This window comes from Pseudovibrio sp. W64 (assembly GCF_001623145.1).
Taxonomy (GTDB): domain Bacteria; phylum Pseudomonadota; class Alphaproteobacteria; order Rhizobiales; family Stappiaceae; genus Pseudovibrio.
Genome location: NZ_LMCI01000005.1, coordinates 105,411 through 130,149, shown reverse-complemented (window position 1 = coordinate 130,149; position 24,739 = coordinate 105,411). Strand labels below are relative to the sequence as shown.

The 24,739-nt window shown below is 52.8% G+C and carries 21 protein-coding genes; 5 read left to right on the top strand and 16 right to left on the bottom strand.

Going from position 1 to position 24,739, the window contains the following annotated elements; genetic code table 11:
- The coding region (locus PsW64_RS27730) for a hypothetical protein (RefSeq protein ID WP_206599536.1) at positions 1-261 on the top strand (261 nt) is incomplete at its 5' end.
- Between the two features lies 1 nt (position 262).
- Here PsW64_RS27730 and PsW64_RS03390 read toward each other — a convergent pair.
- The 10 genes from PsW64_RS03390 to PsW64_RS03340 all read right to left on the bottom strand — a co-directional run bounded on the left by PsW64_RS03390 (position 263) and on the right by PsW64_RS03340 (position 11,582).
- The gene (locus PsW64_RS03390) at positions 263-997 is read right to left on the bottom strand and encodes a nucleotidyltransferase family protein (RefSeq protein WP_063302691.1); all 735 of its coding nucleotides are present in this window, start codon (positions 995-997) and stop codon (positions 263-265) included.
- Positions 998-1,028: 31 nt separating this feature from the next.
- Positions 1,029-2,540, bottom strand: coding sequence for a tRNA (adenosine(37)-N6)-threonylcarbamoyltransferase complex ATPase subunit type 1 TsaE (gene tsaE, locus PsW64_RS03385; protein WP_063302686.1), 1,512 nt, complete (start codon positions 2,538-2,540; stop codon positions 1,029-1,031).
- 250 nt (positions 2,541-2,790) lie between these two features.
- Positions 2,791-5,307 (bottom strand): PAS domain-containing sensor histidine kinase, encoded by a 2,517-nt coding sequence (locus PsW64_RS03380; RefSeq protein WP_208980545.1) that lies wholly within the window; start codon positions 5,305-5,307, stop codon positions 2,791-2,793.
- A gap of 317 nt (positions 5,308-5,624) precedes the next feature.
- Positions 5,625-7,025, bottom strand: a complete 1,401-nt coding sequence (gene ahcY, locus PsW64_RS03370; RefSeq protein ID WP_057463237.1) for an adenosylhomocysteinase — start codon at positions 7,023-7,025, stop codon at positions 5,625-5,627.
- Between the two features lie 176 nt (positions 7,026-7,201).
- Entirely contained in the window at positions 7,202-7,654 is a 453-nt protein-coding gene (locus PsW64_RS03365; protein WP_063302684.1) for an NUDIX hydrolase, read from the bottom strand.
- A gap of 25 nt (positions 7,655-7,679) precedes the next feature.
- Complete coding sequence (locus PsW64_RS03360; protein ID WP_057462957.1) at positions 7,680-7,964, bottom strand: HPr family phosphocarrier protein; 285 nt, start codon at positions 7,962-7,964, stop codon at positions 7,680-7,682.
- Positions 7,965-7,970: 6 nt separating this feature from the next.
- Entirely contained in the window at positions 7,971-8,375 is a 405-nt protein-coding gene (locus PsW64_RS03355; protein ID WP_057462958.1) for a PTS sugar transporter subunit IIA, read from the bottom strand.
- A gap of 108 nt (positions 8,376-8,483) precedes the next feature.
- The gene (locus PsW64_RS03350; RefSeq protein WP_057462959.1) at positions 8,484-8,978 is read right to left on the bottom strand and encodes an HPr kinase/phosphorylase; all 495 of its coding nucleotides are present in this window, start codon (positions 8,976-8,978) and stop codon (positions 8,484-8,486) included.
- On the bottom strand, positions 8,975-10,804 hold the full coding sequence (locus tag PsW64_RS03345) for a sensor histidine kinase (protein ID WP_057462960.1): 1,830 nt from the start codon (positions 10,802-10,804) through the stop codon (positions 8,975-8,977). Before PsW64_RS03345 ends, PsW64_RS03350 begins: the two co-directional genes overlap by 4 nt.
- Positions 10,805-10,883: 79 nt before the next feature.
- A complete protein-coding gene (locus PsW64_RS03340) occupies positions 10,884-11,582 on the bottom strand; it encodes a response regulator transcription factor (RefSeq protein WP_063286425.1) in 699 nt (232 codons plus the stop codon).
- A 424-nt stretch (positions 11,583-12,006) separates the two neighbouring features.
- Here PsW64_RS03340 and PsW64_RS03335 point away from each other — a divergent pair, with 424 nt between their 5' ends.
- The 4 genes from PsW64_RS03335 to PsW64_RS03320 all read left to right on the top strand — a co-directional run bounded on the left by PsW64_RS03335 (position 12,007) and on the right by PsW64_RS03320 (position 17,103).
- Positions 12,007-13,617: a phosphoenolpyruvate carboxykinase gene (locus tag PsW64_RS03335; RefSeq protein WP_063302683.1), complete on the top strand. Its 1,611-nt coding sequence runs from the start codon at positions 12,007-12,009 to the stop codon at positions 13,615-13,617.
- Positions 13,618-13,816: 199 nt separating this feature from the next.
- The gene (locus tag PsW64_RS03330) at positions 13,817-14,875 is read left to right on the top strand and encodes an XdhC family protein (protein ID WP_063302682.1); all 1,059 of its coding nucleotides are present in this window, start codon (positions 13,817-13,819) and stop codon (positions 14,873-14,875) included.
- 1 nt (position 14,876) lies between these two features.
- Positions 14,877-16,505, top strand: coding sequence for an NTP transferase domain-containing protein (locus PsW64_RS03325; RefSeq protein ID WP_063302681.1), 1,629 nt, complete (start codon positions 14,877-14,879; stop codon positions 16,503-16,505).
- Positions 16,506-16,887: 382 nt separating this feature from the next.
- A complete protein-coding gene (locus PsW64_RS03320; protein WP_057462964.1) occupies positions 16,888-17,103 on the top strand; it encodes a hypothetical protein in 216 nt (71 codons plus the stop codon).
- Positions 17,104-17,236: 133 nt separating this feature from the next.
- Here the strand turns inward: PsW64_RS03320 and PsW64_RS03315 are convergent, their stop codons facing one another.
- The 6 genes from PsW64_RS03315 to PsW64_RS03290 all read right to left on the bottom strand — a co-directional run bounded on the left by PsW64_RS03315 (position 17,237) and on the right by PsW64_RS03290 (position 24,576).
- Positions 17,237-17,644: a F0F1 ATP synthase subunit epsilon gene (locus PsW64_RS03315; RefSeq protein WP_057462965.1), complete on the bottom strand. Its 408-nt coding sequence runs from the start codon at positions 17,642-17,644 to the stop codon at positions 17,237-17,239.
- 79 nt (positions 17,645-17,723) lie between these two features.
- The gene (gene atpD, locus PsW64_RS03310) at positions 17,724-19,148 is read right to left on the bottom strand and encodes a F0F1 ATP synthase subunit beta (RefSeq protein ID WP_057462966.1); all 1,425 of its coding nucleotides are present in this window, start codon (positions 19,146-19,148) and stop codon (positions 17,724-17,726) included.
- A 25-nt stretch (positions 19,149-19,173) separates the two neighbouring features.
- The gene (locus tag PsW64_RS03305; RefSeq protein WP_063286421.1) at positions 19,174-20,061 is read right to left on the bottom strand and encodes a F0F1 ATP synthase subunit gamma; all 888 of its coding nucleotides are present in this window, start codon (positions 20,059-20,061) and stop codon (positions 19,174-19,176) included.
- Between the two features lie 33 nt (positions 20,062-20,094).
- Positions 20,095-21,624, bottom strand: coding sequence for a F0F1 ATP synthase subunit alpha (atpA, locus tag PsW64_RS03300; RefSeq protein ID WP_057462968.1), 1,530 nt, complete (start codon positions 21,622-21,624; stop codon positions 20,095-20,097).
- On the bottom strand, positions 21,624-22,184 hold the full coding sequence (locus PsW64_RS03295) for a F0F1 ATP synthase subunit delta (RefSeq protein ID WP_082830495.1): 561 nt from the start codon (positions 22,182-22,184) through the stop codon (positions 21,624-21,626). Before PsW64_RS03295 ends, atpA begins: the two co-directional genes overlap by 1 nt.
- 214 nt (positions 22,185-22,398) lie before the next feature.
- On the bottom strand, positions 22,399-24,576 hold the full coding sequence (locus PsW64_RS03290) for a primosomal protein N' (RefSeq protein WP_063302690.1): 2,178 nt from the start codon (positions 24,574-24,576) through the stop codon (positions 22,399-22,401).
- Between the last annotated feature and the right edge of the window lie 163 nt (positions 24,577-24,739).

Sequence of the window (24,739 nt, the reverse complement as noted above, 5' to 3'; positions counted from 1 at the left end):
ATGTGTCAACCATCTCTCCGAACACCTGTCACCTATGTCTCCGGTATGTACATCGGAGGCCGGGATGACGAGGGAGGTGATGCCTCGCCTCTGGTAACACTTGCCGTCATGCTGGACGAGCGGAGTGGGTGTCCGATATCCAGTTCCAAGATTGCAGGTGTTTGTGAAAATTACCAAAATACATTGAGTATTGGTACTTCAGTCTTGGGAGGAGGTGTGTTGAGGCGGCCCGCTGCGGTTGCGGGCCTGTCCTATTTTTAGATTAGTTTGCGCTGTTGGCGATGGCGCGTTCGGCGTCATCGAGGCCTTGAGGCGTTCCAACGTGCAGCCAAAGGCCATCGCCTTCGACACCGAAGAGGCGGCTATTCTCAATCGCTTTGTCGAATAGCAGATTGAGGGAGAATGGGCCTTCCGGCGTATCCTTGAACAGCCGTGGATGGATCATCGCGGTACCGGAGTAGATGAAAGGTGCCACTGAGCGCTCATCGCGGCGTTCCAGTTTGCCCTCATCGTCCATCAGGAAGTCGCCTTTGCCGTCGTAACCAACCGCATTGACGGCTGGTGCAAGCAGCATCAGCATATCCATCTGACGGTCATCCCAGGTTTCTACGAGGAGATCCAGGTTCGGCTTTACCCCTTCCAGCCAGAAGCTGTCGGAGTTTTTCAGGATGAACGGATCGGAGCCCAGAATTGGCAGGGCTTTTTTAATACCCCCACCAGTATCCAAAAGCTCTTCGCGTTCATCTGAGATCTTGACATCCAAGCCTTCAAACCTGCGGGCATGGGCCTCTACAAGGTCTGCAAGGTAATGCACGTTGACAACGCAGGTTTCGAGGCCAGCATCCTTCAAACGTGTTGCTGCGCGCGCGAACATTGACTTACCGTCCACCTCGATGAGAGGTTTTGGGGTTGTCGCCGTCAGGGGCCGCATACGTTTACCCAGCCCTGCGGACAAAACCATTGCCGATTTGGGGTGGAAGGAAATTTCTTTAGGCATCTCGTTGTCTCTGTCGTTTTGTTCTCTTGTTTCAGTCGCCACTTTGGCTCGTCTCATTTGACGAGAGTATGACAGTGAACATGGGTTTGAGTTTTACTTCCCCTAATTGTGCAAAGCACTGCCGCACATAATTGCGGATGCGAGGAAGCATCTCCATGTATTTAGGTTTCCCGAGCTGCTTATCAAGACGTACAAACGCGCCAAGGATTTTGGCATTGCGCTGCAACGCCAACACAGCAACAGCATTCCGAAACGCCATTTCATCAAAAATGGGTTTATGTTTTCTTGCCAAGTCGCAATATCGCTGCAGTAAATGCTCCTGCAGGCCGGCTGGCATGTCCACGCGTGCATCGTACACGAGCGAGGCGACATCATAGGCCGCGGGGCCCATCATTGCATCTTGGTAGTCAATAAGACCCAGCTTATTGAGGCCTGATGCTTCTGGCAACCACATGATATTCGGGCTGTGGTAATCCCGTAAAAGCAGCGTCGGTTCACTCTGAAGGACTGGCTCCAGCAGCTCTCGCCACGCTTCAACGTAGTCGCGGCCTTGCTGTTCAGTTGCAGGCTCTCCACTGGCGTAAGGCAGATACCATTGGAGGTAGAGGTCAGCTTCCGTAATCAGCACTTCGAAATCACAGGGTTTCAGCTGATGGGGTTTGCCATCCGCCTGCAGCCCTGTTTGCCAGTCGCAGCTGTGGAGCCGGGCAATATCATCAATGGCCAGCTCGTAGCGCTCTTTGACCGCCTCACCGTTTTCGGTGATGATCTGGTCGCCGAAATCCTCCAGCAGCGCCAATCCGTTTTCCGGGTCGGCGGCCAGTCGTTTTGGTACGCGAAACCCATGATCCGCCAAGGCGTTGCCGACGGCGAAGAAGGCAGTGACGTCCCTGGCGCGATGTACGGTTTCGCCGTAGGTTTTGCCAGTGGGCAGACGCGGCTCTGGCCCAGTTGGCGGACTATCCATAAAGACGACTGTCTCACCGTTTTTGTGAAGTCGAAAATAGGTCCGCATGGAGGCATCGCCCTGCACATGCTCGCGCTCTGCATCAATCCAGCCGGATTTTTGCAGCAGAGCGCGGCGGGCAGCGAGGCGGTCAAGGCGGTTCTGCCAGCTTTTGCAGTTGGCTGTGAGGGTGATCTCGCGAGTGTCTGGCTCGGTGCCTTCTGTCAGCTTCAAGTCCAGCGCTTCCGGCCAGTAGGATGGGTCTCCCATCTCTGGCCATTCAATCAGCGCGACACCGGTTTCCAGATATTCGTCGAGCCCAAGCTCCTCCAGCTCTTCCGGCTCTTCAATGCGGTAGAGGTCGAGGTGGGCGACGGACATTCTCGGCAGGTCGTAGGTTTGAACGAGCGTGAAGGTGGGACTTGGGACTTCCAGATGAGGGTCAGCTGCCAGATGGCGCAGCAGTGCTCTGCTCAAGGTGGATTTGCCCGTGCCCAGATCTCCGGAAAGAGCAAGTACGTCTCCCTCTTTCAGCAGCTCAGCCAAATCCGCAGCAAAGAGCTCTGTTGCTCTCTGATTGTCGAGAAGTACCTTCATACAATTCGCCTCAAGAGCAGCTGCACATAGTCGCGCTCACGCAGAATGCTCTAATCTATACTTTCCAAGCGTACCCTCAAAGCAAGACTGAACTTACTTACCAAGGATACGTACCAATCTATTAGAGCGGGCCGCGTTCATTTGCAGACGCACGACGCACCCGGAATTCTTCAAGAGTAAGCACTTGCCAAAACCAGCAAGGGAACTCAAGCCCCAGAGGCATTTATCTGACCGAAAACTGAAGGATGAGTTATTCCGCCGCTTCCAGCGAATGGACATGCGGCTCAAGCGGGAAGGTGCAATCCACTGTGGTGCCCTGCCCTTCGGCGGAGGAAATATCGACTGTACCGCCGTGCAGCTCGACAAAGCTCTTCACGATCGAGAGGCCAAGGCCAACGCCCTGACGGTTTCCACCAGCCCCGCGGCCTACAAAGCGCGAGAAGACCTGATCCAGCATCTCCTGAGGGATGCCTGCACCATGATCCTTGATGCGGAAGCGGATTTCGTTTTCCTCACGCTGGCAGCTGATGTCTACCAAGCCGCCCTTGTCAGAGTAGCTGATTGCGTTGGACAGCAGGTTGAAGAGAACCTGACGCAGTCGACGCTCATCTGCTTTGAGATGGCCAATGCCCTCCGGCATGTGGGTGCGGAGCGTGATGTCGGATTCGACCAGACGATCTTTCAGACCCTCGACAGCTTCAGATACTGTCTGCGCAACATCGACCTCGGAGATTTCGAGCTCCATGATGCCGGCATCAACGGTTGCCAGATCAAGGATGTCGTTGATGATGTGCAGCAGAGCAGACGAAGAGGACAGGATGTAGTCGGTGTACTCTTCCTGCTTCGGAGACAAATCACCAAACTTGGCATCACCCAACAACTGCGCAAAGCCGATGATGGTGGTCAGCGGGGATCGCAGCTCGTAGGACACGTGTTGAATAAAGGCGTTCTTGAGCTGGTCGGCTTCCTGAAGCGCATCATTGGTGGCGTGGAGGGCACGTTCCACGTTGACCGTATCAGTGACGTTTACGAAGGTGAGCAGCGTGCCACCATCTGGCAGCGGTACAGTGACATAGTCGATGACAGACCCGTCGATCCGCTCCATGCGACCAGAGACGCTGGTGCGGTTGTCGGACAGGCCTGTTACGCCACGGGCGAGCTCTTGCCAACGGTCGGATTCGCCCATCAGCTCCTTGCAGGTGTCCAGCAGGTCGTTGACATGCGGGTCACCTTCGAGGAACTCCTGAGACAGGCCCCAGACCTCGGCAAAGGCCGGGTTGGACAGGCGCATGCGCCCGTTGGAGCCGAACACGGCGACAGCTTCTGTCAGGTGGTCGAGCGTTTCCCGCTGTACCCGGGTCAGTGCGTTGAAGCGGCTTTCCAGATCCAGCTGCTCGGTCACGTTCTCGTAGAAGTACGTCACACCACCTTGCGGATGCGGGCTGGCGATCACGCGGAGTGTCCGTCCATCTGGCAAATGCCACCAATACGCCTGTGCATCCAAGGCGTGGTAGCATTCCAGATGCTTGGTTCTCCAACCACGATAGTCAGCCTGCTCTGGCAGTTTACGAGCTGCGCGCAGGGCGTCGAGCAGCTCGCCTTCTTCCGGCTTGGTCTCCAGGAAGCTCTGATCGATATCCCATAGGGAGCGATAGGCTGCATTGTAGAACTGGAGACGATGATCAGCACCAAACACGGCCACAGGTGTTTGAAGTTGATCGAGCGTACGCGTATGGGACTCAAGTGTGCGGCGAAGCTGTCCCTGTACACGTTCAAGCTCGGAAATATCCTGAGCAAGACCGGCATTGCCATGCTCAGAATTCACGTCAGTCAACTCAAAGACACGCCGTTCACCCGCAGCCACAACCGGCATTGGCGAATGATAGACACCGTCGGTCTGGCGCATCATGTTGAGTTTGTTGCGGCCTTTTGCTTCCAGCAGCTCAATCTGCTCATCAACCACAGTGCGGGTGCTTTCGGCCTCGACAGCATCCACATAAGCAGAGTTGACCCAGACGAGCTGGCCATGGTTGTCGCGCTGCCATGCAGGCCCCGGCAGTGCGTCCAACAGGCTATGAAGCGAGGAGATCTGCTCACGCAGTTCTTTGTTTTGCTCAGCAAGGCGGGCGCTGAGCTGACGGTCTCCGGTCAGATCACGCAGGCGCAGGACTGCCAGTCCACCTGCGGTATGGCCGGAGGCTTCCAGATAGACCCCTTCGGTGGTCGTTAAGGTTAACCGGAAGACTTCACCATGGCCGCGCAAATGCTCTAGAAAAGCGCGCAGGGCCTCGGCGGATTTGACGTCCAACCATGTCTCGAACTCGACCAACTGCGAAAGGCCGCCTGCAAGTTCAAGGTTTTCAGGCAGATGTCCGGCAACACCGGGATGTTTGGCCTCACCATCCCAGACTAAAAGGAGACTGTCTTCTGTTTCCAGTAAGCTTTCAAGGCGGTCAATGCGCGCCATCGCATCGGCTCGGTCCTGACGCAATTGCAGGATGGACAAAGAGTCATTCCTGCGGATGCGGACAAGCACAACGGAGGCTGCGACTGCGTACAAGGCGATGCCGGCCGTTGCCGCGACCCAGACAACCTTGAAGGCGTCAACTGAACTACCTGAAAGAGCTGGCAGAATATCCATAGCCTGAGAGAAACCAGCAGCACCCAGGAGAGCAAACACAGCAACGCCCATCAGGTTCAGAACGAGTCTAAACCTTCTACGCCACAGCACGTTAACACGCGCGTGTTTATGCCAGGATGCTGGCATGTTGTGCCCCTTTCTTCGCCGCCTCAGATTCGCATCACACGCCGCATTGGTGTCACGAATCGCGAATAAGTCGCTCAACTGCCTAACTTAACGACTGATTCGACAATCAACATAACCTGATTGATTTTTGGGAAGAAGAGGATCTTTACAAAAAGTAAACAAATTCTGTGGGCGAAATAATCATCCACTACAATCTGTAGTAAGCCCAACAAGCGCACCCCCAATATATTGAAAGTGTGCTTATTGGGCCTAGTAGAATTCATGGAGCTGTTAACGCTAAGTCCCTTAGCGTTAACAGCAATTGCGACGGACGCGTATCAGTACTTGTAGTGCTCAGCCTTGAACGGACCGGATTTGTCGAGACCAAGGTAGTTGGCCTGATCGTCAGTCAGTTCAGACAGGGTTGCACCAAGCTTCTTAAGATGCAGGCGCGCAACCTTCTCATCCAGATGCTTTGGCAGCACGTAGACTTCGTTTTTGTAGTCGTCGCCTTTGGTGTGCAGCTCCATCTGCGCCAGAACCTGATTGGTGAAGCTGGCGGACATCACAAAGGATGGATGACCTGTCGCATTGCCAAGGTTAACCAGACGGCCTTCGGAGAGAAGGATCAGACGCTTGCCATCTGGATACTCGATCAGGTCGACCTGTGGCTTCACATTGCGCCATTTGTAGTTACGCAGTGCAGCAACCTGAATCTCGTTATCGAAGTGACCGATGTTACAGACGATCGCCATGTCTTTCATGTCGCGCATGTGGTCAGCTGTGATGACGTCTTTGTTGCCGGTGGTGGTGACGAAGATATCGCCTTCACCGATGGCCTGTTCCATCGTCTTCACTTCGTAGCCATCCATGGCAGCCTGAAGCGCACAGATCGGATCAATCTCAGTCACGATCACACGGGCACCAGCGCCTTCCAGAGACTGTGCAGAGCCTTTACCAACGTCGCCGTAACCAGCGACAACAGCAACTTTACCAGCCATCATGACATCAGTACCACGGCGGATACCATCTACAAGAGATTCACGGCAGCCATAGCGGTTGTCGAACTTGGACTTGGTGACAGAGTCGTTCACGTTGATTGCAGGGAATGGCAGGTCGCCCTTCCTCTGCATTTCATAAAGGCGCATAACACCCGTGGTTGTCTCTTCGGAGACGCCCTGGATATTGCCCTTAACTTTGGAGTAGAAGCCCGGGTCTTTTTCGAGGCGACGCTTGATCGCTGCGAAGAGAGCGGTTTCTTCTTCATTAGACGGATTGTCGAGGACGGATGGGTCTTTCTCTGCTTTTGCGCCGAGAAGAATCATCAGAGTTGCGTCGCCGCCATCATCCAGAATGAGGTTTGCGGTTTGGCCGTCGCCCCAATCGAAGATTTTGTCCGCATAGGTCCAGTATTCATCAAGGGTTTCGCCTTTTTCAGCAAACACCGGAATACCGGCAGCTGCGATTGCAGCTGCAGCCTGATCCTGCGTGGAGAAGATGTTACAAGATGCCCAGCGAACTTCTGCACCCAACTCAATGAGGGTCTCAATCAGAACCGCTGTCTGGATGGTCATGTGCAGGGAACCAGCGATGCGTGCGCCTTTGAGAGGCTTGCTTGCACCATATTCCTCACGACAAGCCATCAGGCCTGGCATTTCGGTTTCGGCAATTTCAATTTCAGTACGACCCCACTCTGCAAGTGAGATGTCTTTGACGTAGTAATCGTTAGACGCAGTCATTAAATCTTCCTGAAAGCCCGGGCCCATAGTCCCCTCCCGCATGATTGATGAGTGCTCGCACAATGAGCGCCCACTGTATGCTGTTATACATCACAGAGAAGTCAGAAAGCAATAAAGATATAAAGGTTTCTTTATATCAGCCTAAAATGCAAACAAATGCAGGCGTGCAGAATGCTTTATGTGCGTCTGGGTAGATAAGGCTCTAGAATTTCTAGGATATTTTCAGGGAAGACTGTCAAAGATGTTGTCTCGAGTTCTTTCCGCGTCCACCAGCAATGCTCTCTCATTACCTGAGTTTCTATCTCTGTGTGGTTGGAATAGTCGATTTTCGAGTCAGAAACCGTGACAAAGAAAAAATGCTCTTCGGCATCTACCATCTCACCGGATGGTGTCTGAAAAACCGCTCTTCCAACATGGATCACCTCACCGACAGGTTCGGTGATTCCGGTTTCTTCCAGAAGTTCGCGGCGGGCGGCTTCTTCAAAGCTCTCACCCGGCTCAATACCACCGCCAACGGTGGCCCAATAGTCCTGGCCTTTGAGAGGGCCTTTATCGAACTTGAAATTGAAGAGGAGAATTCGGTCTTGAGGATCAACCACCAACAAACGTGAAGCTGGCCGCTTTTTCATCAGATCCTCTAGATGCTTGACTTATTTAGTCTCTTTCACCGAAACCATCTTCCACCAAATGCGCAATCGCGGAGATGGCTTCTTCTTTCTGATTGCCGGTTACGACAACGTGGATCGAGCAGCCTGTGCTGGCTGCAAGCATCATCAATCCCATGATGGAAGTTCCACCAACAGTTTGGCCATCTTTGGAAACTTTTACATGGGCATCAAAAGTCTCAACCAGCTTGACCAGCTTAGCTGAGGCGCGCGCGTGCAAACCACGGGTGTTCACGATGGTCAGATCGCGAGCTAACACTGTGCATTCATCCATATTTTCTTAGCCTTGCCCGGACAGGACCTGCGAAGCTACGGAGATATACTTCTGTCCTGCACTGCGGGCTTCTTCTACCGCTTCGGCGAGCGATTTTTCATTTCGAACGCTTGCCAGTTTTATGAGCATCGGCAGGTTTACACCAGCTACGACCTCAACGCTACCACCATCCATCACAGAAATAGCGAGATTAGAAGGCGTACCGCCAAACATGTCGGTAAGAAGGACAACGCCAGAGCCGTCGTTGACAGCTTCAACGGAACGCAGGATGTCCTGACGACGTTGTTCCATATCGTCATCTGGGCCGATGCTAATGGTTGCTACCCGGTCCTGTGGACCTACAACATGCTCAAGAGCCGATTTGAACTCTTCTGCCAACCGACCATGGGTGACAAGAACTAGACCAATCATATATTTCCCGCGAACTAACAGAGTGTCTACTCTTAGGTTATTCCAATCCTACTTTGTTGAAGGACACGCTGCAGTGCAAGAAAAATCAGCATGCTCATACACAGAGGGCTAATAGTTGTGCACTGGATTAGTAAAAATAAGTGCATTCGCGAGCCGAAGAGCGGCTAAATGATCTTCTTTAGGTACTTGTTGTCGAATTAATTTGACTGAGCAAAGTTCACAGGTCTGCGCCTGCTCCTCCGGCAATCTATCGATTTCCTCTCGGGCTTCCAGATCCAGAACCATATGGATTACTGCAGTATCGAGGTAAGGAACATCGACAACGCCATAGCCTCGCAGCTCGGCCTTTCCCTTAATTGGATTTGGGCAAGACCCTATTAAGCGACTATTTTTCTCAGCAATGTAGACACGGTCATCAGCAACGAGGGCTGCAAAACTGCCTTTAAGGTGTGCGCGCTGTATCAATTCCAGCGCCAGCGCTGATTTGCCGGTTCCAGAGGGACCGCGGATCAGAATGCCTTTCGTGCCAACCACCAGACAGGTCGCGTGTATCGCCTGACCTTCTGCTGCCTGTACACTTTGCTTCTGATCCAGTGTCGTCATGAGGTTGTCTTGGCCCTCAGTTTGATCACGAACCGGGCACCAAGCACTTTCGGCTCTTGCCCCTCTTCCTCAGAGGTTCGGTTCATGACCGAGATTTCACCCCGGTGTGCTTCGATAATCTGCCGGCAGATCGAGAGACCCAAGCCGGAGTTGTTTCCGAAGCCCTCATATTCCGGTCTATCCGTATAGAAGCGCTCAAAGACGCGTTCGCGGAGTTCTTCTTTGATACCAGGACCAGAATCTTCGACCCAGATGATAATCTGGTTGCTCTTGCGCTTGGCCGTAACTGTAACAGGAGTTCCTTCTGGTGCAAATGAGCGCGCATTGTCGATCAGGTTATTGATGACCTGACCGAGACGCTGGTCATTGCCGTGCATCTGGAAATTCTTGTCAGTCTTGGATGGCTCAAACTTCAAATCGACATGGGCGATATCATCACAAGCGCGTTCATTGGCAATGGATACGACAGCCTGCAACAGCGTTGCCATATCAACATCGTGAGATTCTGCACGAGACATTTCCGCATCAATCCGCGATGCTTCAGAGATGTCCGTGATCAGACGATCAAGACGTTTTACATCATGCTGGATGACTTCAAGCAGGCGTTCGCGTGATCGCTCGTTCTTCGCCAAAGGCAGTGTTTCAACGGCACTTCGAAGGGATGTCAGCGGGTTTTTCAGCTCATGTGCCACATCTGCGGCAAAGCTCTCGATCGCATCCATACGGCCATACAGAGCCTTGGTCATATTCCTCAGCGCACGCGCCAGATGACCAATCTCATCGTAACGATCTTCAAACTCAGGGATTTCTTCTCGGGTGTTGATCGCAGACTGCACTTTTTGCGCCGCTTCAGACAAACGGCGGACTGGCCCTGCGATGGTGCCGGCTAACAGCACGGAAAGGATCATCACCACAACAGCAGCAACGAGGAAGATCTTTAGGATCGCATTGCGCTCTGCGGCGACGATATCATCAATGTCTCCGCCTTGTGTCGACAGGAGCAGTGAACCTAGAACACCGCGGAAACGTTGAATTGGCACGGCAACGGCGACAACCATTTCGCCTTTTGCGCCAACACGTACAACGGATGCAGGGGAACCAGCCAGAGCGGCCTCGACCTCAGGGTATTCGCGTCCTTCCGTCCGTCCTACTTCTTTATATGGCGGGTACTCGCCACGACGGATCCAGAGTTTCAGCTCCTCCCACATCTTCTGGAAGAAGGGATCCTTGCTTTCGTCCGGTGGTGGCAGGTCGAAGCGGAAGATCTGGTTTTGGGCATGGAGCTGGCGTGAATCCAGCATCAACATGCCTTCTGGGTCGTAGATTCGGGCCCGTGTTTTGGTGGGCGATATCAGTCGCCGGAGTATAGGTCCGACAATCTCAGGGTTGATCGGGAAGTCCAGACTTCCCAGCGTTGAGCGAGCACTGGTGGATTCTCCAGCTTCCAGACGCAGCAGCATCTCCGGATCAACCATAAGAGAATCGCCATCGCTTGTGGTGGACGCCGCGATGGCACCTGCAATGATCTCGCCCTGAACCAGCAGTGACTGAACGCGTGCATCGATCAGACCGGCCTGAAACTGGTTCAAGTACAGAATAGAGATCACCATCGCCAGAAGGCCGACGAGGTTGAGCACCAGAATGCGGCGGGTCAAAGAAGAAAAGGCATAGATACCGGCGAGCGAGATCCAGCGCGTAAAGACACGTTGGCGCACTTGCCTGCGTCCCAACCAACGGAACGCACCTGTATGTTGCGGGTCAAGAGTATCAGAAGCGTCGTCTGCTTCGATGTCTTCCCGCTTTTGTTCTTCTTTATTTTCCGACATTCGCTCTTATCGAATTCTCAGGAACGTGTGTTCTCAGGTTTTTCCAACCTTCAGACAGCCCTGTACGAGCTGCTTAAGATTAGTTCTCGCGGAAGCGATAACCTACACCGTAGAGTGTTTCGATCATATCAAAGTCATCATCAACCACTTTGAACTTCTTGCGAAGGCGCTTGATATGGCTATCGATGGTGCGATCGTCAACATAGACCTGATCATCGTAGGCAGCATCCATGAGCGCATTACGGCTTTTCACAACGCCCGGACGCTGAGCGAGAGCAAAGAGAATTAGAAATTCTGTCACTGTCAGCGTGACCGGCTTTGCAAGCCATGTGCAGGTATGGCGTTCTTTGTCCATGACAAGGTTGCCACGTTCCAGCAACTTGGAAGTCTCAGTCGCAGCACTTGCAGGATCTCGCGGTGCAGCACGACGCAGAACAGCCTTCACACGCTCAACCAACAGACGCTGGGAGAATGGCTTGCGGATAAAGTCGTCAGCGCCCATTTTCAGGCCAAACAACTCATCAATCTCGTCGTCTTTAGACGTGAGGAAGATCACAGGCAGATCGGACATCTGGCGAAAACGGCGCAGCAGCTCCATTCCATCCATACGCGGCATCTTGATATCAAAGATGGCAAGATCCGGCGGGTCGGCCTGGAGCCCTTCCAGTGCGACTGTTCCGTCTGTATAGGTCTGGACCCGATATCCTTCGGCCTCCAAAGCTATTGAGACGGATGTCAAAATGTTACGGTCGTCATCGACCAGAGCAATCGTTGGCATATCAGAGACCTTATTCCTCTCTTGCACGTTTCGCTACTTAGTTGGGATTTGAGATTAACTTGCGCGATCCCTAACCTCGAAATAAGGCAAAACCCTGTTTTAGCAAGATACTCGGAAAAATTCCTTATTTAGCGCTACTTTTGACAAGGTTTCGCCTGCCAAGTGCCACGTGTTCTTCATGAAGTGTATCGTTAAACGCTTAAAAGTGAAAACCAAGTTTGTGTAGAGTTTATTTTTATAAGCAAAATAAATCTATGCCAGCAAAAGGTCGTATTTCAATCGGTTTAATAGAAAAACGCAGGATTTCTGGTCTTGCTTTTGTAAGCATGACTGTCCCATCCAAGGGGCGTTATCGCTAAATTCACTGGCGCAGTGCCATTGAATGACGCAAGCTTAATAGTGAGCCGATTAAGGACTACTGAACATGAACGAGTTCGGACTACGGAATTCCGCGTTTGGGTGTGACACCTTCGGACTGAAGGGCCTCAACAGTGTGTACTGGAACCTGACCGAAGCTGAACTTTATGAGCATGCTATCAGGAACGGTGAAGCACAGATCGCCGCTGGTGGTGCTCTGTGTGCCGAAACAGGTGCTCACACAGGACGCTCTCCAAAAGACAAGTTTGTTGTTCGTGATACCAAGACCGAAGATACGATCTGGTGGGACAACAGTGGCGCGATGAGCCCGGAGAACTTCAATGTTCTTTTGCAAGACATGCTGGCCCATGCTGAAGGCATGGACCTGTATGTACAGGACCTTTATGGAGGCGCTGACCCTGCGCATCAGCTGAACGTTCGCGTTTATAACGAGCTGGCATGGCATAACCACTTTATTCGCAACATGCTTCTTCGCCCGTCCCGCGAAGACCTGAAAAGCTTTGAATCAGAGATGACCATCATCGATCTGCCAAGCTTCAAGGCTGACCCAGAGCGTCATAGTTGCCGGAGCGAGACGGTTATTGCTTGTGATCTGACCAACAAGATCGTTCTGATCGCCGGTACTGCCTACGCCGGTGAAATGAAGAAATCCGTCTTCTCCATGCTGAACTACATGTTGCCAGAAGACGGTGTGATGCCAATGCATTGCTCCGCGAATGTTGGCGATAACGACGATGCTGCTGTTTTCTTCGGCCTGTCCGGCACCGGCAAGACCACGCTTTCCGCTGATCCAGCCCGCACGCTGATCGGTGATGATGAGCACGGTTGGGGGCCAGAAGGCATCTTCAACTTTGAAGGTGGCTGCTACGCAAAAACCATTCGCCTTTCTGCAGAAGCCGAGCCAGAGATTTTTGCGACCACGCAGCGCTTCGGCACCATTCTTGAGAATGTTGTGCTGGATGAAGCTCGTGTTCCAGACTTTGACGATGGTTCCAAAACGGAAAACACGCGCTGCTCCTACCCTATTCACTTCATTCCGAATGCTAGTGAAAGTGGCCGTGCGCCAAACCCTAAGAACATCATCATGCTGACGGCTGATGCGTTTGGTGTTTTGCCTCCAATCGCGAAGCTCAGTGATGCTCAGGCGATGTACCACTTCCTTTCCGGTTATACCGCGAAAGTTGCTGGCACAGAGCGTGGGGTCACTGAACCACAGGCAACATTCTCCACCTGCTTTGGTGCGCCGTTCATGCCGCGTCATCCATCAGAATATGGTGCTTTGCTGAAAGATCTGATCCGTGAGCACAGCGTGGATTGCTGGCTGGTGAATACCGGTTGGACCGGTGGTGCGTATGGTGTTGGTCACCGTATGCCAATCAAAGAAACCCGTGCCCTGCTTCGTGCTGCATTGGACGGTTCTTTGAACACCGCTGAATTCCGCAAGGATGAGAACTTCGGCTTTATGGTTCCCGTTGCGGTGCCAGGTGTTGATACCAGTATCCTTGATCCACGCAGCACCTGGAGCAATCCGGCTGAATATGACGTGCAGGCGAGCAAGCTTGTCGACATGTTCGCTGCGAACTTCCAGATCTTCCAGGATCACGTTGATGATCTGGTCCTTCATGCAGGCCCGATCACCAAAATTGCTGCTGAATAGTAATCATCAGTCCCCCGAAGAGAGCGCTGGAGCGAAAGCCCCGGCGCTTTTTTGTTTTACTGAACACTGTTCTGTTGTTGCATCCCCTTGAACAAGCAGGCTAGGCTCCTCATTCTATTAGGGCATCGTCCTACGCGAGATCTCTCAGGTTTTTCGCATAGGAGGACGCTTAGGGACCCTGTTTATTTGCGAGCCTGTCATGTCTGTTTCCACTCTGCCTCAAGAGCTTTCCAAAAACCTCGACGTCCTTGGTGTTGCTGAGCGCTGGCAAACAGAGGGGCGCAGACTGGTGCTGGCGACGGTGATTGAGACGTGGGGTTCAGCGCCGCGCCCTATTGGCAGCCATCTCATCATTGATGAGAGTGGAGAGTTCGAGGGATCAGTGTCCGGCGGCTGTGTGGAAGGCGCTGTGGTTGCTGAGGCCATGGATGTGCTGGAAGATGGCAAGGCGCGCAAGATTGAGTTTGGTGTCGCCGATGAAACTGCGTGGCGCGTTGGCCTTTCCTGTGGTGGCAAGATTGGCGTTTATCTGGAGCCTCTGACATCAGAGGCGGATCACGGACATGTTCGCTTGCTGAACACTTCCAGAGCTGCACGCCAACCTGCAGCGTTGCTCACTAATCTGGCAACCGGTCTGTCCTCTGTGATGCTTTATGGAGATGATGCAGAGGATGGTGCCATTGCCGCTGCTTTTGAAAACGGTGTTCGCAGTGGCAAATCTGGACGGGTGCAGGCGCAAGACGGCGAAGAGTACTTCCTGAGTATGCAGGTTCCGGCCACGCGGATTGTGGTTGTGGGTGCTGTTCACATCACGCAGGCACTGGTTCCAATTGCGCAAACGGCAGGGTTTGACATTACGATTGTTGACCCACGCACTGCGTTTGCCTCTGAAGAGCGCTTCCCTGAGGTGCCGCTGCTTGCTGAATGGCCGCAAGATGTGATGGCACAGTTGAAGTTAGATCCCTTCACCGCCGTTGCTGCTGTGACCCACGACCCGAAAATTGATGATGTGCCACTGATGGAAGCGCTGAAAGCTGGCTGCTTTTATGTCGGCGCATTAGGAAGCCGCAAGACCCATGCAAAACGCTGTGAGCGCTTTCTCGCTGCTGGCATGAGCGAAGAGGACCTTGCCCGTATCAAAGCGCCAATCGGTCTTGATATTGGCGCTGCCAACCCAGCCGAGATTGCGGTGGCCTTGCTCGCAGAGATCATTGTGACCTTGCGTGGGACGAAGGCAGACCAGAAGAAGGCGGGCTGACGTGAAATTTGGAAGCAGATCAGCCGCAGAGAGTGCAGGATGTTACCTTGCCCACTCCATCAAACATAATGGCCTCTCCCTCTCCAAAGGACATCAGCTCAGTGATGCGGATGTGAACCAGTTGATTGCAACAGGGTTTGCGGAGGTTATTGTTGCGCAAGTTGAGGCAACTGATCTGCACGAAGATGACGCTGCTGCTTTGCTGGCCACCCATGCTTGCGGCGCAGCTGTTTCAGCTTCTCCCCCCTTTACAGGACGGTCCAATCTTTATGCCTCGCAAAGCGGGATTTTGCAGGTAGACGCCGAGAAAGTGACAGAAGCTAACCTGATTGATCCGGCCATCACGTTTGCCTGCCTGCCTCCGTTCACAGAAGTTCGCGAAGGGCGCATGCTTGCGACTGCGAAGATTATTCCGTTGGCTGTTGATCAGAAGCTGGCACAGAGCGCAGCGGACAAGATTTCCGAGGCTATCTCCGTGGCTGCTTATGCACCGAAATCGGTTGCAGTCATTTCCACGACGCTTCCGCACCTGAAAGAGACAGTCATTGCAAAGAGCCTTCGTGTTTTGCAGGAGCGGCTGGACATTGCAGCAAGTACGATTGCTGCGGATGTGCGTGTGCCCCACGAAGAAGAGGCTCTTACGAATGCGCTTGGCACAGAGCAAGTGCAGGATGCTGATCTGATTGTTGTGTTTGGTGCTTCAGCGGTGGTGGACCAAGGGGATGTTATTCCTGCTGCTCTTCAAGCAGCTGGTGGGGAGCTCATCCATTTTGGGATGCCGGTTGATCCGGGCAACCTGCTCGTACTTGGGGAGCTGAATGGCATCCCAGTTATTGGTGCGCCAGGATGTGCGCGGAGTCCGCAAGAGAACGGATTTGACTGGATCCTGCAGCGCTTGCTGGCCAATATCCGCGTTACCAGCAGAGACATCATGTCGATGGGGGTTGGCGGGCTTTTGAAAGAAATCCATAGTCGTCCTCACCCCCGAGACCATCCTCTCTCTGAGGAGGCTGATAAAGCCACCTGCAGCGGCATTCTACTAGCGGCAGGTAACTCCTCTCGCATGGGAGACCACAACAAACTGCTGGCGCTTATTGATGGGAAGCCTGTCGTCCGGCTTGTTGCCGAGCATGCGCTTGCGAGTGAGTTGAATGAGCTCATTGTCGTCACAGGTGCGATGGCCTCTAAGGTGGAAGAGGCGCTTTCCGGGTTGCCGATCCGGTTCAGACATAATGCTGAGTACGATGAAGGTATTTCATCCTCCGTCAAAAAGGGAATCGAGAGCGTCAACGACCAATCACAGGCTGCACTCATTCTGCTCGGTGATATGCCTTTCGTATCCACGGATGACATCAACAAGCTTTTAAAGAATCACGATTCCAAGCAGGATCAGCTGATCGGCGTCTCTACAACGCATGGCAAACGAGGCAATCCAGTGCTTTGGGATCGTGCGTTTTTTGATGATCTCCTCAGTCTGCGAGGTGATATTGGCGGCAAACCAATCATTCAACAGAATCCTTCGGTGGTTTATACCGTGGAGCTTGGAGAAGCTGCGCGACGTGATTTGGATGATCCCGAAGCACTTCACAATGCCGGTGGTGTACTGGGAAGGCACTCTGAAAAACCATAATTCGCCACAATTGATGAATCAATTTAGTGCAGTAACCACAACAATTCAGCAGAATTCGCGTGGTGGTTAATATTGGTGCATACACATCCACTCTGTTATCTATTTGTTTTACTTACACAATTAAAAATCAGAAAAATATTTTATCCAGATTTTCTTGTGTAAGCATTTTTACACAGCTAAAAATATCTAGCAATTTGGAAAGGGGAGAGATAATCTTTTTCCCGTCCGGTAAATTTGTTTGCTTTTAATGTAGCAAAAGAAAATTCCGGTGATCCCATAATCAAAAATGGTTCCAACGATCCAACGGCGAGCATGGTATTCACGCTCCTCCCGCGTGCATGCAAGTGTTGATCGACTGGCTCCAAAGAACAAGGGTAGGTAAATGAAAGCACCAGTTATGCCTAAGGCGGGCCAGTGTAAGTGGACTGAAGGTGACAGCGGGAGCTATACATTCCCTTGCAAGAACCGCGCTGAAAATGGCTCTTATTGCGACCACCATCGCACGATTGTTTACGAGACACCTGAGCAGCGCAAAGCGCGTGCTGAGGAAATGCGCGCTGCAAACGCAGCAGCAAATAAAAAGAGACTTGCAGCCTAATCGACTGGGCTGCTCGTTCATCCTGTGCTCTTTTCTCCCGCTAACGGTTTAAAGAGCCTGCTTTCTGCATAGGCAGATACAAAAAAGCCTCGGCACTGCCGAGGCTTTTGTTTTTCTTGGCATCGAAGTGCAATCAGGAAGCTTTGATAGCTGCCTGCAGCTCTTGCAGCTGGGAAAGTACCAGCCGTGCAGCCTGACGTGCATCTTCGTCCTTAGCATCAGCTACATCTTCACTCGCATCTTGAATCTGCTGTGCGATGTAACCTGCATCAAGATCGGCCATCGGGATCGCCTGTTCCGCCAGAACAGTCATGCCAGACGCGGAAACGTCAGCAAAACCACCCCGCACGAAGTATTCGTGCTTGGAACCATCTTCGCTGAGCGCTTTAACAACACCCGGACGCATGGTTGACAAGAACGGCGAGTGACCAGCGCCAACACCAAATTCACCTTCAGTGCCTGGCACGATTACATCAGTAACCTTTGCCGAGAGCAGAAGGCGCTCTGGTGAAACCAGCTCAAACTGAAATGCTTCAGCCATTTAGCTCATCCTCTATCCGTTTCTAAGAGTGACGCCAAAAGCGTCACCCAAAGAAGTCACCGGTTCAAAAGAACCGAGATTAAGCAGCGTCCTCAGCCAGCTTAGCCGCTTTCTCGATTGCCTCTTCCATAGAGCCAACCATGTAGAATGCAGCTTCTGGCAGGTGGTCGTATTCACCAGCAACAAGGCCTTTAAAGCCTTTGATGGTGTCTTCGAGCGCAACCAGCTTACCTGGGGAACCAGTGAAGACCTCAGCAACAAAGAACGGCTGGGACATGAAGCGCTCGATCTTACGTGCGCGAGCAACAACCAGCTTATCTTCTTCAGAAAGTTCATCCATGCCAAGGATGGCGATGATGTCCTGAAGGGCTTTGTAGCGCTGAAGTGTTTCCTGGACCTGGGTCGCAACTTCGTAGTGCTCGTCACCGATGATGCGCGGGTCAAGCATACGAGAGGAGGAATCCAGAGGATCCACTGCAGGATAGATGCCTTTTTCAGCGATCGCACGGTTAAGAACCGTAGTCGCGTCCAAGTGAGCAAATGTGGAAGCAGGTGCAGGGTCAGTCAAGTCATCCGCAGGAACGTAAACGGCCTGAACGGAAGTGATTGAACCTTTAGATGTGGTCGTAATACGCTCCTGCATGCCGCCCATATCGGTAGCAAGTGTAGGCTGGTAGCCCACAGCAGAAGGAATACGGCCGAGAAGTGCGGATACTTCAGCACCAGCCTGCGTAAAGCGGAAGATGTTGTCCACAAAGAACAGAACGTCCTGGCCTTTATCACGGAAGTCTTCCGCAATGGTCAGACCTGTCAGAGCAACACGTGCACGTGCTCCTGGAGGTTCGTTCATCTGACCGTAAACAAGAGCAGCTTTAGAACCTTCGCCGCCTTTTTCCTTGTTAACGCCGGATTCGATCATTTCCCAGTAAAGGTCGTTACCTTCACGAGTACGCTCACCAACACCAGCGAATACGGAGTAACCGCCGTGTGCTTTAGCAACGTTGTTGATCAATTCCATGATGAGAACGGTTTTACCAACGCCCGCACCACCGAACAGGCCGATCTTACCACCCTTTGCGTAAGGAGCGATAAGGTCAACAACCTTAATGCCGGTTGGAAGGATCTCAGCTTCTGTAGACTGCTCTACAAATGCAGGAGCTTCCTGGTGGATACCGCGTTTGGCATCATGTTCAATTGGACCAGCTTCATCAACAGGCTCACCAATCACGTTCATGATGCGGCCCAGAGTGCCGTCACCAACAGGAACTGCGATAGGTTCGCCAGTGTCGCGTACTTCCTGACCACGAACGAGACCTTCGGACGCGTCCATGCAGATTGTACGTACTGTATTTTCGCCCAGATGCTGAGCAACTTCGAGAACCAGACGGTTACCGCCGTTGTCAGTTTCCAGAGCGTTCAGAATTGCAGGGAGTTCACCTGGAAAGTGAACGTCGACAACAGCGCCGATTACCTGCGTGATCTGTCCGACTTTCGTGTCAGCCATCACTTAAATCCTCGTCTCAACTCGGTCAGAGCGCTTCCGCGCCCGCAATAATTTCAATCAGTTCCGTCGTGATCTGCGCCTGACGCTGACGGTTGTACGTCGTTGTCAGTTTGTCGATCATCTCGCCGGCATTACGCGTTGCACTGTCCATAGCGGCCATGCGCGCGCCCTGCTCGGAGGCACCGTTTTCAAGGATTGCGCTGTAAATCTGAATAGCGACGTTACGTGGCAGAAGGGTCTCAAGGATCTCCTGTTCACCTGGTTCGTATTCATAAAGCGCGTCCTCAGAGGAACCGTCCTGAGCTTCATCTTTCGCTTCAAACTGAGCTGGGATGAGCTGCTTGGCGGTCGGAACCTGACTGATTACCGATTGGAACTGCGCGTAAAACAGTGTGCAAACATCGTATTTCTCATCCTGGAACATTTCCATGACGAGATCGCCGATGTGCTTTGTGTCGCTGAATTCAACAGATTTCAGGCCGCGTAGTTCGATATTCTCTACAATGTGCTGACCGTAGCCACGCTTCAGGGCATCATGCCCCTTCTTACCAACGGTGACGATCTTGACCGTCTTACCTTCGGAAAGAAGTTTGTCTGCGTGCTCACGTGCCAGACGTGCTATCGACGAGTTGAAACCACCACAGAGGCCACGCTCTGCTGTGCAGACGAGGAGCAGATGTGTCTGATCCCGTCCTGTACCCGTCATCAGCTTCGGCGCATCATCCCGACCTTCGAACCCAGCTGCAAGATTGCCAAGTACTGTCCCCATGCGTTCAGCATAGGGACGACCTGCTTCTGCAGCATCCTGGGCACGACGCAGTTTCGCCGCGGCCACCATTTTCATGGCCTTGGTGATTTTCTGCGTCGCTTTGACCGAAGCGATGCGGTTTTTTAGGTCCTTGAGGCTCGCCATGGGCGCTCTCGTTCCTTATCCCGTTGCTTCGAATTAACCGAGGGTCTTGACGTAAGCTTCCACTGCAGCTTTCAGCTTGTCAGTCAAATCGGCGTCGAGTGCCTTCTTCTCCCAGATAGCGGAGAGAAGGTCTGCATGTTCTGCACGCAAGAAGCGCAGCAGGCCAGCTTCAAACTCGCGAACCTCACCAACCGGACGATCGTCCAGGTAGCCGTTCACACCAGCGAAGATCACTGCAACCTGTTCTTCCGTTTTAAGCGGAGAGAACTGCGGCTGTTTCAGCAATTCGGTCAGGCGTGCACCACGGTTCAGAAGCTTCTGAGTGGTTGCATCCAGATCAGAACCAAACTGCGCGAACGCAGCCATTTCACGGTACTGAGCCAGCTCACCCTTAACCGGGCCAGCAACCTGCTTCATCGCTTTAATCTGAGCGGAAGAGCCCACACGAGAAACTGACAGACCAACGTTAACCGCTGGACGAATGCCCTGGAAGAACAGATCGGTTTCAAGGAAGATCTGACCGTCGGTGATGGAGATCACGTTGGTCGGAATAAACGCAGAAACGTCACCACCCTGAGTTTCGATCACTGGCAGCGCGGTCAGAGAACCGAGGCCGTGATCTTCGTTCAGCTTCGCAGAACGCTCGAGCAGACGGGAGTGCAGGTAGAACACGTCACCAGGGTACGCTTCACGTCCTGGTGGACGACGGAGCAACAGGGACATCTGGCGATACGCAACAGCCTGCTTGGAAAGGTCATCATAACCGATCACAGCGTGCATGGAGTTGTCGCGGAAGTACTCACCCATTGTGGTGCCTGCGAACGGTGCCAGATACTGCAATGGAGCAGGATCAGACGCTGTTGCAGCAACAACGATGGAGTATTCCAGAGCACCAGCGTCTTCCAGAGCTTTCACGAACTGAGCAACAGTTGAACGCTTCTGGCCAACCGCAACATAGATGCAGTACAGCTTTTCGTGTTCGTCGTCAGATGCGTGCAAAGGCTTCTGGTTGAGGAAGGTGTCGAGGATGATAGCGGTTTTACCGGTCTGACGGTCACCAATCACCAATTCGCGCTGACCACGTCCGATTGGAATCAAAGCATCAATCGCTTTAAGACCTGTAGACATTGGCTCGTGAACGGACTTACGAGGCAGAATGCCTGGTGCCTTCACGTCAACGCGACGACGTTCAGTAGATTCGATCGGACCTTTGCCGTCGATTGGGTTACCGAGTGGATCGACAACGCGACCCAACAGACCCTTACCTACTGGAACTTCCACAATAGCGCCGGTACGTTTTACCGTGTCGCCTTCTTTAATGTCACGGTCGCTACCGAAGATAACAACACCGACATTGTCAGTTTCAAGGTTCAATGCCATTCCCCGGATACCACCTGGGAATTCAACCATTTCACCCGCCTGGACGTTGTCCAGGCCGTAAACGCGGGCAATGCCGTCGCCTACGGAAAGTACTTGACCAACTTCAGTCACTTCAGCTTCTTGGCCGAAGTTCTTGATCTGGTCCTTGAGGATAGCGGAAATTTCCGCAGCCCGAATATCCATCAACCGACCTCTTTCATCGCGAACTTAAGAGAGTTGAGCTTGGTTCGCAGTGACGTATCAATCATCCGGCTGCCGATCTTCACGATCAGACCACCAAGAATGGATGAGTCCACCTTCACTACAATCTTCACATTCTTGCCCGTAGAAGCGTTGAGTGCTTCTTTAAGAGCTGCGACATGCTCAGCGTTTAATTCCGTTGCAGAGGTTACTAGAGCAGTAACTTCTCCACGCTTTGCAGCAAGCTGCTCACGGAAACCCTGAATCATGCCTGGAACGGCAAAGAGGCGCCTGTTTTGGGCAACCAACTTCACAAAATTTGCGGTCAGGCCGGAAATTCCGGCCTTTTCCAAAATAGCAGAGATCGCCTTTAATTGAGCGTCTGCACTAAAAACGGGGCTCTTGATAAGACGATCAAGATCAGCACTCTCGTTCAAGAGTGCCTCAAACTGGTCGAGACCCTTCTCCACCTCTGCCGTCGCACCCTGCTCCTCAGCAAGGTCCAACAGCGCAGAAGCATAACGCAAGGCCACGCCCGAAATGAGAGATACGTTGTCAGTCACTGGATCCGTGCTCTCCCGCGCATACAAGATTCTGGCGGCTGGCTCGCCGGAAATCCAAATCCTTGATAAGTCGCGTCTAATTCAATTTGAATGGCACAATCTGAGATAACCGTGCCGATAAAGCCGCGCTTCGCATAGCACACGCTTGAACACCTTGCAACATGGCGTAGGTATTCCAACGCATACATTGAGGTATCAAACTTTCTGCGCAGCACTACATGAAACTTTGGGGGTCAACATCAACCTGCACTCTGATACCGCCAGTTGGCTTGGGAGCGGCAAACAACCAGTTTCTCAGAAAGCCTTGTAAATCAACACTCCGGGGTGCGATTGCGAGCAAACGGAACCGATATCTGCCCCTCACCAGCGCCATTGCAGCCTCTGCCGGACCGAGGATTTGAACGCCTTCCGAACTAGGACTATTTACTGCAAGAGTTTTGGAAAATTTTTCGGTGAGAGTTCTATCCGCTCCAGAGATAATCAATGCTGCGAGTCTGCCGAATGGAGGCAGGCCGGCGTTTTCTCGCGACTCGATTTCCGCAGCGTAAAATTCTTCGGGATTTCCGGAGAGAAGTGCCTTTATAACGGGCTGGTCAGGGTTGTAAGTTTGCAGCAATCCCCTGCCTTTTCCGTGTATTCGGCCAGCACGTCCCGTCACCTGAGCCAGAAGCTGGAAAGTGCGCTCTGCTGCCCTTGGATCGCCATTTGCAAGACCCAAATCAGCATCAACCACCCCTACAAGGGTCATTAATGGAAAGTTATGCCCTTTGGCGACCAATTGCGTGCCGATGACAATGTCAACTTCGCCCGTTTCAACGAGTTTCATTTCGCGATTTATGCGCTCTGTTCCGCCCGGTAAATCCGAGGAGAGAACAAGGACGCGTGCCTCGGGAAATAACGCTGAGACATCTTCAGCAATTCGTTCCACGCCAGGACCACACGCAACCAGCATATCAGGCTTGCTGCATTCGGGGCATTTATCTGGCATAGGCTGTGAATAGCCGCAGTGGTGGCACACTAATTTACCCTTAAAGCGGTGCTCCACAAGCCAAGCTGAGCAGTTTTCACAATGGAACCGATGGCCGCAGGTTCTGCACAGGGTCAGTGGGGCATAACCCCTACGGTTCAAAAAGAGCAGAACCTGATTACCGTTGGTCAGTGTTTCCTGAATCTCATTGACCAGTGCAGGCGCCAGCCATTTGCCTCGCTCAGGCCCATCGCAGCGCATATCAATGCCTTTGATGGTTGGCATTTCCGCACCGGAAGCACGCACTGGAAGCACGATTTTCGTGTATCGGCCGAGCTTTGCATTTACCTGACTTTCCACAGATGGTGTTGCACTGGCGAGCACGACAGGGAAACCAGAGATATGCCCCCGAACAACGGCCATATCCCTAGCGTTGTAGGGAACGCGATCATCTTGCTTGTAGGCCGTATCATGCTCTTCATCCACGACCAGCAAACCTAGCCTGTGAAAAGGAAGGAAAAGTGCTGACCGCGCACCAACAACGACCTTCACTTCGCCATTTGCGACTCCCCGCCACGTTCTTGCGCGTCGTTTTGGGGGTACTTGCGAGTGCCATTCGGCTGGTCTGACCCCAAATCGCTGCTCAAACCGCTCCAAAAACTGGTTGGTGAGCGCAATTTCGGGGATGAGAACCAGAGCTTGCTCGTTGTTTCTGAGAGCTTCGGCGACGGCTTCGAAATAAACTTCGGTCTTTCCTGACCCTGTCACCCCATCGATAAGGAAGGCTTTGAAGCCTTTTCCGATGGACTCACACAACTGATTCGCAGCGCCTTCCTGAAGATCCGTCAGCTTTCTGCCCGGAAGAGATGGATCAGGATCAGGCAGTGGCGGGGTTGCTGGCAGCATTGCTTCTTCCAGCACGCCTTGCTTTTTAAGGCCGTCGATGACTGAGGAGCTGACACCAGCAGCTCCCGCCAAGCCGGGGCGTGTCCATGCCATGCCATTTTCGACGAGTTCCATGACTTTTGAGCGTGCAGGTGTCATGCGGTCCGGCTGCATGCCATCAATGTAGCGCACACCAGAGAGCAGCGTTTCTGGTTCCAAAGCCTCCTCAGAACGCAGCACCATGCGCAAAACCATGCCGGGAGCGCCCAGCGTCCATGCGGCAACCCAGTCTATGTATTTCCTAAGATCTTCAGCGATTGGGGGCGTATCGTAGACATGCAGGATGCTTTTCAGCCTTTTGGGATTAACCTTTGTATCCGGTTCTCCATCCCAAACAGCGCCGATCACCTCACGCGGGCCAAGAGGCACACGCACGATGGAACCGGGGCGTACGTCCATGTCAGCGGGTACTTTATAGGAATAAGCACCTGCGACAGCGACAGGAACCAGCACAGGTACAATAACCTCTGGTTCACACATCTGGCCGTTGCCAAAAAACTCAGTTTGCTGACTCACGAAACTCCATTCCTTGTTGAGCACTTGCTGGTTTTGCCGCGCATTCTTATCCTAAAACCGAAATCCAGTTTTCGGGAATACGCTTTAGCGGGTTTTACTCTTGTTGTTTCTATACACTCTGGGCTAA